General features: G+C 39.2%; 11 protein-coding genes. 6 read left to right on the top strand and 5 right to left on the bottom strand.

What is annotated here, in order from left to right:
* The first annotated feature begins 46 nt into the window (after positions 1-46).
* Genes FBB35_RS26995 through FBB35_RS26985 form a run of 3 tightly spaced genes read left to right on the top strand, consistent with a single transcriptional unit; the run spans position 47 to position 2,637 of the window.
* Complete coding sequence (locus FBB35_RS26995; protein WP_174712206.1) at positions 47-1,621, top strand: hypothetical protein; 1,575 nt, start codon at positions 47-49, stop codon at positions 1,619-1,621.
* Complete coding sequence (locus tag FBB35_RS26990) at positions 1,599-1,802, top strand: hypothetical protein (RefSeq protein ID WP_174712205.1); 204 nt, start codon at positions 1,599-1,601, stop codon at positions 1,800-1,802. Before FBB35_RS26995 ends, FBB35_RS26990 begins: the two co-directional genes overlap by 23 nt.
* Before the next feature lies 1 nt (position 1,803).
* Entirely contained in the window at positions 1,804-2,637 is an 834-nt protein-coding gene (locus FBB35_RS26985) for a LamG domain-containing protein (protein ID WP_174712204.1), read from the top strand.
* A 113-nt stretch (positions 2,638-2,750) separates the two neighbouring features.
* Here the strand turns inward: FBB35_RS26985 and FBB35_RS26980 are convergent, their stop codons facing one another.
* The gene (locus FBB35_RS26980) at positions 2,751-3,971 is read right to left on the bottom strand and encodes a tyrosine-type recombinase/integrase (RefSeq protein WP_174712203.1); all 1,221 of its coding nucleotides are present in this window, start codon (positions 3,969-3,971) and stop codon (positions 2,751-2,753) included.
* A 726-nt stretch (positions 3,972-4,697) separates the two neighbouring features.
* Between FBB35_RS26980 and FBB35_RS26975 the strand changes: the two genes are divergently transcribed.
* Positions 4,698-5,870, top strand: a complete 1,173-nt coding sequence (locus tag FBB35_RS26975; RefSeq protein WP_174712202.1) for a CapA family protein — start codon at positions 4,698-4,700, stop codon at positions 5,868-5,870.
* A 42-nt stretch (positions 5,871-5,912) separates the two neighbouring features.
* Here the strand turns inward: FBB35_RS26975 and FBB35_RS26970 are convergent, their stop codons facing one another.
* Positions 5,913-7,514, bottom strand: a complete 1,602-nt coding sequence (locus FBB35_RS26970; protein ID WP_174712201.1) for a serine/threonine-protein kinase — start codon at positions 7,512-7,514, stop codon at positions 5,913-5,915.
* A 412-nt stretch (positions 7,515-7,926) separates the two neighbouring features.
* Between FBB35_RS26970 and FBB35_RS35930 the strand changes: the two genes are divergently transcribed.
* Both FBB35_RS35930 and FBB35_RS35925 read left to right on the top strand, forming a co-directional pair.
* Positions 7,927-8,637, top strand: a complete 711-nt coding sequence (locus FBB35_RS35930) for a serine/threonine protein kinase (RefSeq protein WP_368041804.1) — start codon at positions 7,927-7,929, stop codon at positions 8,635-8,637.
* A gap of 45 nt (positions 8,638-8,682) precedes the next feature.
* Positions 8,683-9,324: a hypothetical protein gene (locus FBB35_RS35925; protein WP_368041803.1), complete on the top strand. Its 642-nt coding sequence runs from the start codon at positions 8,683-8,685 to the stop codon at positions 9,322-9,324.
* A 1-nt stretch (position 9,325) separates the two neighbouring features.
* Here the strand turns inward: FBB35_RS35925 and FBB35_RS26960 are convergent, their stop codons facing one another.
* From FBB35_RS26960 to FBB35_RS26950, 3 genes are all read right to left on the bottom strand, one after another.
* Positions 9,326-10,648, bottom strand: a complete 1,323-nt coding sequence (locus FBB35_RS26960) for an ATP-binding protein (RefSeq protein ID WP_174712200.1) — start codon at positions 10,646-10,648, stop codon at positions 9,326-9,328.
* A 96-nt stretch (positions 10,649-10,744) separates the two neighbouring features.
* On the bottom strand, positions 10,745-12,034 hold the full coding sequence (locus FBB35_RS26955) for a tellurite resistance TerB C-terminal domain-containing protein (RefSeq protein ID WP_174712199.1): 1,290 nt from the start codon (positions 12,032-12,034) through the stop codon (positions 10,745-10,747).
* A gap of 300 nt (positions 12,035-12,334) precedes the next feature.
* The gene (locus FBB35_RS26950; RefSeq protein WP_174712198.1) at positions 12,335-13,672 is read right to left on the bottom strand and encodes an ATP-binding protein; all 1,338 of its coding nucleotides are present in this window, start codon (positions 13,670-13,672) and stop codon (positions 12,335-12,337) included.
* Between the last annotated feature and the right edge of the window lie 26 nt (positions 13,673-13,698).

Genomic DNA, 13,698 nt, shown 5'->3' with positions numbered 1-13,698 from the left:
TAAAGTGACATATTTACATGTCATCTCACAGCAATAGGGGTAGGGTATGGCAATAAAGTTTGAATTAGCAAGGTTAACAAGTCGTGTTGTTAGGGGTGAGGTTGGCACACGTATCATTCGTGGCATGGAACAGGGTATCACCAGAAATGGCAGTACTGGCAATGGAGTGCTTGACTTCATAGGATATGTATTTAATGCAGCATGGTCATTAACAGGTTTCTTGTTTGGCAAGGTAACGCAATACTTTAAGTTCTCATGGAGTTCTTTTTGGGGTTGGTTTGTGGCGACAAAACAGTTTATTTGGAACTTTAATTGGAATGCTACAGATGAGCAACTTGATGCCAGTATTAAATCTCAATGGACTGCGTTAATGGCTCAACTTGGCGGTGCTTTGGGTAATGCCTTTGGGTATGCTGTATGTGGTATTTTGCCAGCAGCAGCCATTATGGTATTCAATGAACCATTAGGCGCTGTGGTGCTAGAAAAAGTGAGCGAAGAAGCACTAGAAGAAATATTGCAAAATATGAGTGCATTATTCAATTCGGCATTGCGATTAGGTACTCAAATCTTTCTTACGGAAACCTACAAAAACGCTCGCAAGTTCATTAAGAGTCAAAGTAAATTAGTGAAAAAACTACTTGGCGCTAACACTGAAAAGGTTGTCAGGGCATGGGGTAGCGCTGGTAGTCAACCTTGGAGTTTTGCTATAGCGAATGAGCAATTATTGGATAATGTTTTCGGTGCCGAAGGAGCGTTGAGAGAGTTTACTGAAGAGTTCCAAGAAGAAGCAGACGAGGCATGCGTAGAAGCGGGTTATGTTGTTGCGAATGCTGTGGATACGTTTCTCTCTACAGCAATGTTGGAGCGCGAGAAAACTCCAGTATTGGGGCATGAAAGATATGTGGAGATAACGCCCAATAGGCAAAACCCAGACGAGAAAATAGTGCTTGGTGGTAGCGAAGAACTTCTTAAACCACAAATCATCCAATACCTTTCAACACACGAACAGTTCAATGGACGTGACCTTGGTACTATTTACGGTACATTACCTACTGAAATGCCTGATAGAAGGCATAGACCTGAAGTGGTATTGAAGTTCTATCGCAAGCAAAACAGGATATCTAGTAAAGGTGAGATTGTTGACGCATTGTCGATGCAGATAGCCTTCAGGTTGATGAACAAAAATAAGGAAGATTTTGCAACAGACGACTACCTCAAAACACTTACTGAACGTATACACGCCAAATTTGCAACACCGCCACTCAAGATATCAAAAGGTACTCAAACCTATACTTATGCCGACCATGAGAAAGGGTATCAATTCAAGCTTGACGTGATATCCCAACAAGAGGCTAGAAGGATAGTAGAACAAGTACTAGATATACAAGGGCATTCTGTTAATGATGACCTTCTGAGAGTAGGAAGTAAGCGTACTAATGCTACTTCTAGTAGACCTGACAAAGTAACGGTAAGAGGGAAGATTCTGGAAGTTCCAACTGTACATAAATCTGGGATAGTGACATTTACTCATGCTTACCTTAATGTAGGCATCAATGTACCACCAATAAACCTTATAGACATAACAGGGAAGAAGAAAAATGTCGTATTCAATAGCAGATGATGAGCATGAAACGGTGATGGTAAGGATAGGTGAAATAGTGCAATATATCGACAATTACGGGATGCAATCTGAGGGCGAGATATTGAGTGTTGATAGTGATTTGAATATGCTCTATGTTGCTGATGGTGGCTTGATTGCTACACTCTCGTGGATACATGCCGACCAACTTATAGGAGATTAATATGACACTTTATAAAAGGGCATTGCAAGTAATCAACAATTACTACAATACATACAGTGGGCTGACAGTTCCAACAATCGTTAAAACTGTTGCTGCAAGTGGTGATTATTTTATTGGAATTGACAGCACTAATACACCCTATAAGATATCAAAAGCCGACTTGTTGGCAGGATTATCAAGCGGTGGTAGTGGTGGCAGTTCGGGTGGGGGGACAACACCGACGTGGAATGGAACTGTTGTGTTCAAGTCTTTGTTTAATGCAACACCACCAACAGATGTGGCACTAGACAATACCATCTCACTTATTGGGACAGCATCAGTAGATAGTAGTGTGGTTCTATTGTCGGGGTCATCCCTATTAACTGGTAACGCAGGGTATGCCAGTATACCCAATAGAAGCGATTACAATTTTGGTAACTCTACTTTTGTAATTGACTTCTTTATAAGGTTTGTATCGGTAGCACCAGCAGCCATAATTAATAAATATGGTGGAAATGCCTCCAATTCTACCTTTGCTATTCAGCTAGATAGCACTGGTGTTATGGGAGTTTACTTCTACAGTGGTAGTGGCTATGTCGGAATAACAAGTATTCCAGTGGCAGTAAATACGCTTTATCACATCGGCATCAAACGAGTGGATGGAGTGATATCTGTTTGGGTTAATGGAGTGCAAAAAGGTACTGCCAGTATTGGCACGAGTAACATTAATAATACCAACGCCAACATTCTGATAGGTAGTGAACCAGGCGGTACTTACTATGGTAACTTCAGGATGGATAATCTAAGAATTACCGTTAACGGTAATAATGACCTATCGGTTATACCTACTAGCTAAAAAAGTGACATGTAAATATGTCATCTGGAGTGACATCCAAATATGACACTTCAGAAAACAATACCCCAAGGTAGCACTACACTACTCTGGGGTATCTTTTTTTTGTAAAAAAATTATTTGATAATACCTGGCAGCGATATTCTCTCAATGTCAAGCCTGAGATAGTGTTCTTTGATAACTTCTTCACTATTACCAACTAACTCTGCAAGTTTGTGTAATGGGTAGTCATTGTTGGCATGATATGAAATCATTGTATGCCGTAATTGATAGGGAACTCTGTAGTGCAAATTCAATTTTTTGAGAACTGTGCCCCAAACAGAGTAAAAGGCAGCATGAGAGATTGGCTTACCCTCACCGTTAACGAATACGTACCCTGTGCGCTTACTACCAAGTAGTAGTAATTCTTCCAGTTCATTATTTATCGGGAAGAACCTATACGTTACAGTTTTTGTACTTGCACGAGTAATACGTTGACCACCTCTGACCATCTCTACTTCGCAGATTTTAATACGTTTTTTATTGAGGTCAACGTTATCCCATTTGAGTGCTACTGCCTCAGAAGGTCTACAGCCTGTAAGCCATAAGAATGTTACGTACCTCCAATACTGCCTGTGTTTACCACTCACACGAGAGAGCGTATCATCCCTAAAAGCTTCTAGTATTTGATAGATTTCCTTCACTTTAAATATATCTATTTGTGTGTCGTCATCCTTGTAAGCAACTTTTTTCTCCTGCTTGATGTTTATGCCATTGAGTAGGTCTCGATACTCTATACCCCAACGTCGGGGAATATTACCGTGCTTACTATTCCAGTCAATAGCGGCGACAATGAGCTTCAATCTATCCTTGGATGTTTGCTTGGTGCGAGTATTACTGGAAAACAACCACTCTACTAACTCCTGTTTTTGCTCTAACTTGGTAACGGGACAGGATTCAAGTAATCGTCGTATCAACGATATATGACTCTGGATATAAGTCTCACTCCACTGTCCCAAGCTCACATGGAAGTTTACGTAGTTGTCCCACAGCACACATAAGTCATCTTTCTCTATTAGCCTGATGTTGCTCTTGCCTTGTTTTTGTTTTACCTTACTCAATTCAGACTTCACTAGTTCCCTCAAGCTATCCAGGTCAACCTCTGTACTGGTAGCCAATTGTCTCGTCACTTCTTCGTCGACCAACATTGCAATATTATATGCCTGCAATTCATCACTGCTAAGTCCGATAGTTTTTCTACCTAAAGCGGTACTAAATCTGAGGCGATAAAAAGTACCATCTTCATTTTTTACCGCGCCAACCGATAAATGAGTATATCTACTCTTCGCTAATGCCATATTATTGCTTGCCTTGGTACAGGTATTGGTACAGGTCTATCAGTGATATCCCGTTCAAAACACTGTAACACTTACCAGACATAGTGTCCATCTACTAGGCTTGACGCACTCGAAATGCGTTTTGGGGAAACCCAACGGGGGTTCGAATCCCCCCCTCTCCGTTTTTATTTATTTTATAAGCGGCTAGAGACATCCTTTTAGCTTCAAGAGAAGTACAATAATGTACCATGAATTAATGCCAGCAGTAATGATATACAAAAAGATAAAAATACTATAAATAATAATGAATATTTTGATTTTCTCGTCAAAAAAATTATTATATAACGAGTAATAACTAGTGCATTATTATACATGTTGTTGATATCTGCCATGAAATCTTGTATCATTACACTACAATAACATACGTAATGTAAATCATTATTCATGTGTGATTTTAGTCAACATAACTACTTGATATTCGTACTAATAAGTCATTTTCTAGTCCTAACATTTGCTGTATCTGCTGATAATTATCAACTTTCATGATTATTCTCTGAGAACAAGAGAAAAATGATGTATCTCTATGGCAAAAACCATATGGCTTTTACTAAGTTCTGGAGCGAATAAACATTAGCAAGATTATATTTACCTGGTTACTGAGTCAAATATTGCCTAGAAAACACTAAAATATACAGCAACAACACAGATTTGTGGGATAAACTAATGCCATCGTGTGAGGAATGAACGATGGCGAATCTCATTGTGGGGAGAGGGCTTTCATTTAGTTTTATCAGTATTTGTTTATATATGGGTATTAGTATAGGAGTCGTTATTCGGCTTGGGCAATCACAGCAATTAAACGCTGCTACTACACCCACTGAACCTGTACCATTACCGATTGGCATTCCTGAACCTACGTCACTAATACCAAAACAGCAAACTTTTCCAGATACTATTACTATCAAAGCTGTTGGAGATATTATTCCTGGTACTAATTTTCCTAACTATAGATTACCCAGGTTTCGAGATCAATTATTACCAAAGTCAGTGAGAACTCACTTGCAAGGATCTGATATTTTATTTGGTAACTTTGAAAGTAGCTTAACTAATTATCCTTACACCACCAAAGATACTAATAAAGGACAAGTCTTTGCTTTTCGTTCCCCACCTGGATATGCTCGCCTATTTGCTGAGGTTGGTTTTAATGTGTTTAATATGGCCAATAACCATGCAATGGATTTTGGCCCGGTAGGGTTCAAAGATACAAAGAAAAATCTTGAGGCTGTGGGCATTGCAACATTAGGTCATAAAAATCAAATTCTTTATTTGAAAGCTAACAATATCCCCGTGGCAATGGTGGGTTTTTCTCCTTATGAAATGTATAATTCCATTCATAATTTAGGAGCAGCTCAAGCACTTATAGCAGAAGCTAAAAATAAAGCAAACATTGTAGTAGTATCGATGCACGCCGGAGCCGAAGGGACGGGGGCACTACATATTAAGAATGAGACAGAGTTTTTTTATGGAGAAAATCGAGGTAATTCAATTAAGTTTGCTCGAAACATGATTGATGCGGGAGCAGATTTAGTAATAGGACATGGGCCTCATGTTCCGAGAGCGATGGAAATCTATAAGGGAAAAATCATTGCCTATTCTTTAGGAAACTTTCTAGGATATCGAACTTTATCTACAAATGCACAGACGGGTGACTCTATGATTTTAGAAGTTAAACTCAACTCTATCGGAGATTTGGTATCAAGTAAAATTATCCCTGTGCGGATGGATAGGCAAGGAATTCCTCAAATTGATCGGTATTTTAGGACTGTGAAACTCATGCGTTCTTTGAATAAGCAAGCTTTTCCTAAAAATCCGGTAAAGATTAATAAGAAGGGGGAAGTTGTTGTACAGAAAAAGAAATAAACATGAGATTAATTTTAGATAAAAGACAAAATCTAAAATCGGCTAATTATTGTCATCTTGTAGCTTTTCCTGAAGTTTCCGATCGCTCTGTGGTAGATTCTCAGTCGGTGTATTTTGCTTTTCTAGTGTTGGTACTACTACAGCAGAAGGATCTGACTGTTTGGATTGTATCGGTGGTGCTGCTGGTATAACCACAGAATTTGATGGAATTACCAATTGAGGAGAAGCAGAATTCTGATTAGAAGCAGGTAAGTTACTTTGTGGCAATGGTGCGGGAGAAGCGCTACGAGACGATCTGATCGCCCGTAGTTTTTCCACTAGCGAGGGTGTGGGGGAAACGCTAGGTGAAGATGGAGATTGCTGCAAATCGTCCTGTTGTGATTCTCCTGTAGGGCTGCTAGGAGTTTCTTCGGAGGAAGAACGGCGATTACGTCGGCGCTGCTTGGAATTAGAAAGAGGTGCTGATTCTGTTCTTGAGGTGGTGTTAGTCTCTGCACCATTTTCTAAGCTAGGTACTTTCGCAGCGGGTTTTTGAGTAGGCTGTTCAAAAAGCGGCTTTGCAGTTGGCTGCGGCTGAGATTTGGGTAAAATGCTAGTGATGCCAAAACCTGCGGTAGCAGCAATCAAGGCTACACCTACACCAATGAGTATTTGAGACGATCCTGGTTTTTTTGCCAGTAGATTTTCTTTGGCGATGCCTGGGTTAGGTGCCAACACAGATGGCTTATGAAGGCGATTTTGGCCAGTTTTCCCAAGTAAAGTTGCAGCTTGCTGGGCAGATAAATTGACAGTTGGGACTGCATAAGTTGCTAAGGCTTCCGGTGTCATCAGCCCCTCATTTCCAGGTAGGAGTTGTAACCACTCAGCAACTGTCGCTGGTCGAAAACGAGACTCCACCGCCATACCGCGCATTATTGCCTGATTGACAGCAGCACTCAAATGTGGCTGCAATTCGCGGGGGGATGGCATTTGTTCGCGATCGCGCAATAATGCTGGCATAGGTACTTGTGCTGTCAACAGTGAATACAAGGTGGCGGCTAAACCATAAACATCGGTGGCGGGTGTGCGCGACGCTTGCGTCAAATACTGCTCAATTGGAGAATAGCCTTCAGAAACCAGACCAGTGTGAGTTTGTCTGACACCGCCATTAAATTCTCTAGCAATGCCAAAATCAATTAGTACTACTTCTTGTGTTCCTTGACGAAGAATAATATTATCTGGTTTAACATCCCGGTGCAGCAAACCATTGTTGTGTACTACCTGTAAAGCTGCTCCAATTTGCCGAATGTAATGAATTGCTGTGGCTTCAGGTAAGGTTATTCCTGGTAATACAAATGCGTCTCCCAAGGTTTCGCCACGAATGTATTCCATTACCATGTAAGGCAGTCCAGCTTCCACAAAAAAGTCACTGACTCGGACTATATTTGGATGAATACAGGTAGCTAATCGTCTGGCTTCATCTTGGAATTGGCGCTCAAATTTCGCAAAATCAGGATGTTGTCGCAGCCGTTCATTGATGGTTTTCATCACCACCTCCTGACCTAAGTAGTGATGGGTAGCTTTAAATGTAATACCAAAGCCACCCCGCCCTATTTCTTGAATTAGGGTATATTTTCCATCTTGCAAAATTGTGCCTGCTAACATAAAGAGTCCTGAGTCCTGAGTGAGCAGATAAATAGCGAGTCCTGAGTCTTGAGGAATTTCTAAAAATTTTCCCGTATTTTTTATGAGGCAGGGTTTTCACCTGTCTATTCTACGGGATGATTTAGTTGTCGGAACTCCCTAAGCGAGAAAACCTCCCCACCTCACAAAAGTTTTATCTTTTTCAGATGATAACGCGGGAGTCAAGAAATTCTGAAGTAGGAAAAAGACTTAAGCTATCTGCTACATCCGTAATGTCAAGGAGAAAATACGAATCGACGCGCTAGTTGCTACAACATAGTTTCTTAATTGACGCTTTAATTTCGTCTTAAATTCAGGACATAAGTAATCTTACAGTAGGTCAGAAGCAAGCAGGAAAGCTATAAAAGCGATAAAGCTTTGGAGTCACTAGCAAATGACAAATCATGAATCGCCAGATTTTAACCAAGAGATCCTGTTGGAACGGTATCAAGTGCAACAGGAACTTGGCAAAAAAGCCGGACGGCGATCGCTGCTAACTCGTGACTTACAAACTCTAGAATTAGTAGTAGTCAAAATACTAACCTTTGGTAATGAGTTTGAATGGAACGACCTCAAACTATTTGAGCGAGAAGCTGAAACTCTCAAAGCACTCTCTCACCCAGCCATTCCCCGCTACCTTGACTACTTTGAGCTAGATTCACCCAACAGTAGAGGATTTGCACTCCTACAAAGTTATATCCCAGCCCAATCTCTAGAAGCACAACTCAAAGCTGGGCGTAGTTTCAGTGAAGAAGAAGTTAAGGAACTAGCAAAAGCTATTCTAGAAATTCTCAAATATTTGCATGGCCGTCAACCGCCCGTAATTCATCGTGATATCAAGCCAAGCAATATTCTACTAACAAATCGCTCTGGTAATAGTGTGGGTGAAGTGTACTTGGTAGATTTTGGTTCAGTGCAAACCATCGCCAGAAGAAGTAGCACAATTATAGTGATGGGAACCTATGGCTATGTACCGCCAGAACAATTTAATGGTAGAGCTATTCCTGCTTCTGACCTTTACAGTTTAGGAGCAACTTTAATTTACTTGGTAACAGGTCAGCATCCAACCGATTTACCACAAACCGACTTGCGGCTTGAATTTTAACAGGTAGCTAATATTAATCCTACTTTCAGTAGTTGGTTGAGGAGGATGACAGAACCTCTTGCGAGTCAACGTTTGACTTCTGCTGAAGACGCTTTGCAAGCCTTACAACTACAGGGAAATACATCTCAGATTCCCAGGATACAAAGTAATTCATTCCCTAGAAAACCTCCTGGCAGTAAAATTATTTTGACTAAGAATGCTAACTCTTTAGAAATTCTCATACCACCTAGAGGTTTTTTTAGCCAAAAAACTATTATTAATTTAATTATATCTATACTAATTCTTTTATTTATTCCTGTTCTACCAATTTTTTCTGATAGTCTAAATATTTTGGCATTAGCATCTTTTATGATATTTTTATCATCTGCAATTATATTATTTATTTTTGTTTCCATAGGTATTTTAGGTAAAAAAAAGATTTATATTAATAATGACAAAATTTCCCTGATTTATGAATTGTTTGGAATTAAACGTCTTCACCCATCTCCAAGTTACAGACAGAATATTCTACGTCTAGAACGAAGTAAGGATATCTATAATCAACCTTCTTTGACAATCTGGGCAGGAAGCAAAAAGTATGATATTTTAACTGGTGAATTCTATTTTTTTCCTGTCACTCCTCCAGAACTTGACTGGCTAGCTTATGAACTTAGTCATTGGCTTGGTTTACCAATTACTAGAGAGTAAATTACAAACTAAATTCAGCTGTACTATCCTCATCTGCATCCTTACCCATAGCAGTAGGTTTAAATTTAGAACCATGAATTAATTCAGAAAACGCAATTCCTGGATTTTGGTGAAGAATATTCAGCACACTCATAAAATCTCGCACAATTTCCCCTGGTGTCAGTAATGCTTCTGCACCCAAACGATTAATAATTTCTTTCACAAACTCCTTCAACTCACGATTTGTCAAAGTTTGTTCATACGCAAAATTGAGTGCATGAATCTCAGCTAAACGTTGCAAAAGCGTCAAGATTTCTGCTTCACTCAACGGATTTAGCCGAATCACTGGCCCTGAATTTTCTTGAACATTAGCCTGTGCAACAAAACGACTTTCTTTTGTGCGTCTTTGCCAAGCTTGGTCTGCAAAAAGTCCTCGTTTGGGATCTTCTAAAAACTTGGTTGTTCCACCAACAACAATACCAAGATGTTCTGCTTTACATTGCATAGTATCGTTAAACATTGCCAGGAGTCGATTATAATTCTTTTCTCGCGTGACTGTAGTAGATATTTGATATAAATGTACGGCTTCATCAACTAAAATTAATAATCCTTTATAGCCAATTTCAGCGACAAACTTTGCAAACAGTTTTATATAGTCATACCAACTATCATCATCAATAATTACCCGCACTCCTAAAGCTGCTTTTGCCTCAACTTTAGTAGTAAATTCTCCCCGCAACCAGCGCATCGCTGCATTTTTTAAATTATCATCATCTATTCGGTAGCCACGCCAATAAGCAATAATCACGCTACCAAAATCAAAACCGTGAACTAAATCTTCAATATACTGAACTACTTCCCTAATTTTCGCTTCAACTTGGTCATCAAAACCATCGTCATTGGGACGCATTTCAGTTTCTTTGACTACTTCTTGTTGAATTTTATTAATCCATCCTTCTAAAATTGAGACTAAAGCACCGCCATCAGGACGAGTTTTTGTAGCTAGATGGCTCATTAATTCTCGATAGGTGGCTACACCTTCATTGTTGCTTCCAGCTAATCGGCGTTCAGGGGATAAATCAGCATCTGCTACTACAAAACCTTGCTCAATAGCACGGTTGCGAAGTAGTTGCAATAAAAAACTTTTCCCGGAACCGTAGTTACCAATTATGAAGCGAAACGCTGCTACACCTTCTGCAATATCATCAAGATTTTGTAATAGGCTTTTTAGTTCTTTTTCTCGACCTACTGCGATATATTCAACTCCTACTCTTGGTACTACCCCTGCACCAAGGGAATTGATTAAACCAGTGGAAATTTTTTTCGAGATTTTGAGCTTTGCCATGTATTACACTTCTTTTTATTCTAAACGCATAAGCACGTAGTAAATAGGTAAGGTACATATTCACCTTACGACTAATCTTACGACGGCAATAATATTTTAATTTGGCGACGCATGTCTAGCCATGAGACTTTCATGGGTTGCAATCATTTTTTTGACATGGGTAATATGCTCATGGTAAACTTCTGGAATTTCCGAATCTGAGTTAATTATTAATTCCCCAATAGTATCATTTGCCCGTTCATTGATAGAATCGATTAAAAGATTCGGCATAGTGATATTTGCTTCGGCAATTTTTTTGATAGCAGCCTTGGGATTATCTTGCTCGACTATCGCTTTTAATACTTGTAGTTCGTATCCTGGGAGATTTTCTAAAAAATTAGTCCATTCTTCAGGGATATTCTCTGATGTCTCAATTTCCGAATTATTTATGACTGCTGTAGTTTCCATTATTTCAGAAAAGGGAAACAATTCAGTATCATCTTCTTGGAAATTATCAGCTAAAGGTTCTTGATTAAATGTTTCTAGTTGTTGGAGTAATTCCCATACTTGATTTTGCAATGAATCTCGTTCTTCTTGCAATAATGAAATTTGCCCTTGCAACTGCTGTAATTCGGCTTTGTGTTCTGCTAGTTGGGTTTGTGAAGAATGTAGGATGGTTTGGATATTTTCTCTTTCGGTTTTTGTCGCTACCAGCAACTGATTTTTTTGGGTTGTCTCAACTTCTAACTCTTGAATTGCAATTCGCAGTTCGTATAGTTTTTCTTCTAATTGGGGTTTGAGTCTGCCTAAAAGAGTTAAATTACTTTCAACTTCTTGTTTCTCTTGCTGGAGTTCTGAAATTTGGCTTTGCAATTGCGTGATTTCAGCACGAGATACATTACAATTTGACTCTAGACGACGCTTCTCTGCTGTAAGTATAGAAAAAGCATTATTCAATTCTGTTTGATTTTTCTGCAAGTTATTAATTTCAGTTTGCAGAGTATTGATTTCAGTTTCTAGCTGTTTTTTTTGTCCGGTAAATGTTCTTAATTCTCGATGTAAGCTATCTCTTTGATTACGGCTTTCTGTGACTTGATTTTGGAGTTGCTGTGACTCTGCATATAATAAATTATGATGTTCTTCGATTTGATTTATTTCTCTGACAACACGAGCTTTCAACCCCTCCATTTCTTTAATTCGTTTGCGGAGAGAACCTAAAACAAACATTTCATAATTTCTCCGCCGCTTATCTACAAATAATGCTGCTGCATAGATAGTAGCAGCAGTAATTAAACCTGTGAGAAAAGCTTTATTAAAATCCCAGCTTGGGACGAGACTAAGACCAAAACTTACACTAAAGGCAACTATTCCTAGTATAAATCGATTGCTGATCGTTACTGATTGCATATTGCTCGTTTTTAGCGTAGTGAAATTATCAGAATAAGTAAGTTTCATACTAATTCGTAATACTCGCCATTGGCGTAGCGTCTCGTAGAGAAGGCGAGAAGCAGGCTACATAATTCGTAATTACATTCGCGTACCGTCCAATGTAATTACGAATTAGAATACACAGGTTATTCTGTTTGGTTAAATAAGGCATTTTTCCAAAGTTTTGTATCATAGTATTTCTGAAATATCTAGTTTTAGTTACTGGCGCATCATATTTTTATGTAACTAACAAAAAAATTAATCATCAATAAATTAATTTTAATCAGAAGTATTGGATGTATTGTTATTTACATAAAAAAGTCTTAAATCTGCTTTTAAAAAATCAACAAACTGCCGTGCTGTGCGTCCAGAACGACCGTTGTGGCGAGTTGCCCACTGTAATGCTTGAAACTCCAAATCTTCTTGGGTAATATTAATTTCAGCTTGTGCTGCTAGATGTTGTACTATCTTCAAATAAGTTTTCTGATCGGCTGGTTCAAAGGTCAAGGTTAAACCAAAGCGATCGCTAAATGAAAGCTTCTCCTGCATCGTATCCCAAGCATGGACTTCTTCATTATCCTTGGGGGTAGGTCTATCCACAAAAAACTCCCGAATCAAGTGGCGACGATTGGAAGTAGCATACACAACTACATTTTGCGGCCGCGCGGTTAAATTACCTTCTAAAACGACCTTGAGCGCTTTAAAGGCATCATCATCTTCTTCAAAGGAAAGATCATCGACAAAGATGATAAATTTTTGTGATACTCCTCGTAAATATTCCACAATTTCTGGTAAGTCTTTTAAATCAGATTTTGTCACTTCCAATAAGCGGAGGCTACGCTCGCTATATTCATTCAACAAAGATTTCACTAAAGAAGATTTGCCAGAACCGCGACTACCGTAAAGTAATACATGGAGTGCCATCTCTCCTGATAATAAAAACTCTGTATTTTTTAACAAAGCATCTCTTTGAGACTCGTAACCTACAAGCGCACTCAGCTTAACCGGATCGGAATATCGGATACCGATAAACTGCCCAGCTTGCCAACGTAAAGCGCGATATTCTGCAAATAAACCAGAGCCACATTGCCGATAATAAGCCGCTAACTCTTCTACAGCATCACCCCAATTATCTAAATCTTGTAAATATGTAGCGAATGTCTCTACTCCTACGAATTCTTGCTCTTTATACCATACTACCGGCGAAATCGGCATGTGAGCTACGCTTTGTATCCACTCACTCAAAGAGGCGCTGCTACATTCATAGAGACTTTGTAATATTTGTAAATCATGCTGTACTGCTGCTACTAAAGCTGGGGGCAATTCTTCAAATTCTTTTACTTCAGCCAGTTTTGTAAAAGGATTCTTAGAGAAGAGAAGTTGAGTAATTAAATAGTCTTCCCAGTTTTGATTTTTAGCAGCCAAAGCGTGGAAGTAACGACCGTAGGCTTGGAGACAACCCCGTGCATCAGAATCAGTGTAACGTATAGCTTGCAACAGTTCTAAAAATGCCATCCCCACTTCGCCTTGGAGAACAGACTGGTACAGTAAAAGTGAGGCTGCTTGACGCTGGAGGTATTGAACTTTTGTATATAAAGAAGTATTTGCTATTGGCATCGCTTAATTATCCATCAATCAACTGT

It is taken from the genome of Nostoc sp. TCL240-02 (assembly GCF_013343235.1).
Taxonomy (GTDB): domain Bacteria; phylum Cyanobacteriota; class Cyanobacteriia; order Cyanobacteriales; family Nostocaceae; genus Nostoc.
Note: the sequence above shows the minus strand (reverse complement) of the source record. Positions and strands in the feature narration are given on the sequence as shown.

What these genes read in the sequence shown, in the direction of transcription:
- FBB35_RS26995 (WP_174712206.1), top strand. Translation starts at nt 47, where the DNA reads ATGGCAATAAAGTTTGAATTAGCAAGGTTAACAAGTCGTGTTGTTAGG.
- FBB35_RS26990 (WP_174712205.1), top strand. Translation starts at nt 1,599, where the DNA reads ATGTCGTATTCAATAGCAGATGATGAGCATGAAACGGTGATGGTAAGG.
- FBB35_RS26985 (WP_174712204.1), top strand. Translation starts at nt 1,804, where the DNA reads ATGACACTTTATAAAAGGGCATTGCAAGTAATCAACAATTACTACAAT.
- FBB35_RS26980 (WP_174712203.1), bottom strand. Translation starts at nt 3,971, where the DNA reads ATGGCATTAGCGAAGAGTAGATATACTCATTTATCGGTTGGCGCGGTA.
- FBB35_RS26975 (WP_174712202.1), top strand. Translation starts at nt 4,698, where the DNA reads ATGGCGAATCTCATTGTGGGGAGAGGGCTTTCATTTAGTTTTATCAGT.
- FBB35_RS26970 (WP_174712201.1), bottom strand. Translation starts at nt 7,514, where the DNA reads ATGTTAGCAGGCACAATTTTGCAAGATGGAAAATATACCCTAATTCAA.
- FBB35_RS35930 (WP_368041804.1), top strand. Translation starts at nt 7,927, where the DNA reads ATGACAAATCATGAATCGCCAGATTTTAACCAAGAGATCCTGTTGGAA.
- FBB35_RS35925 (WP_368041803.1), top strand. Translation starts at nt 8,683, where the DNA reads ATGACAGAACCTCTTGCGAGTCAACGTTTGACTTCTGCTGAAGACGCT.
- FBB35_RS26960 (WP_174712200.1), bottom strand. Translation starts at nt 10,648, where the DNA reads ATGGCAAAGCTCAAAATCTCGAAAAAAATTTCCACTGGTTTAATCAAT.
- FBB35_RS26955 (WP_174712199.1), bottom strand. Translation starts at nt 12,034, where the DNA reads ATGCAATCAGTAACGATCAGCAATCGATTTATACTAGGAATAGTTGCC.
- FBB35_RS26950 (WP_174712198.1), bottom strand. Translation starts at nt 13,672, where the DNA reads ATGCCAATAGCAAATACTTCTTTATATACAAAAGTTCAATACCTCCAG.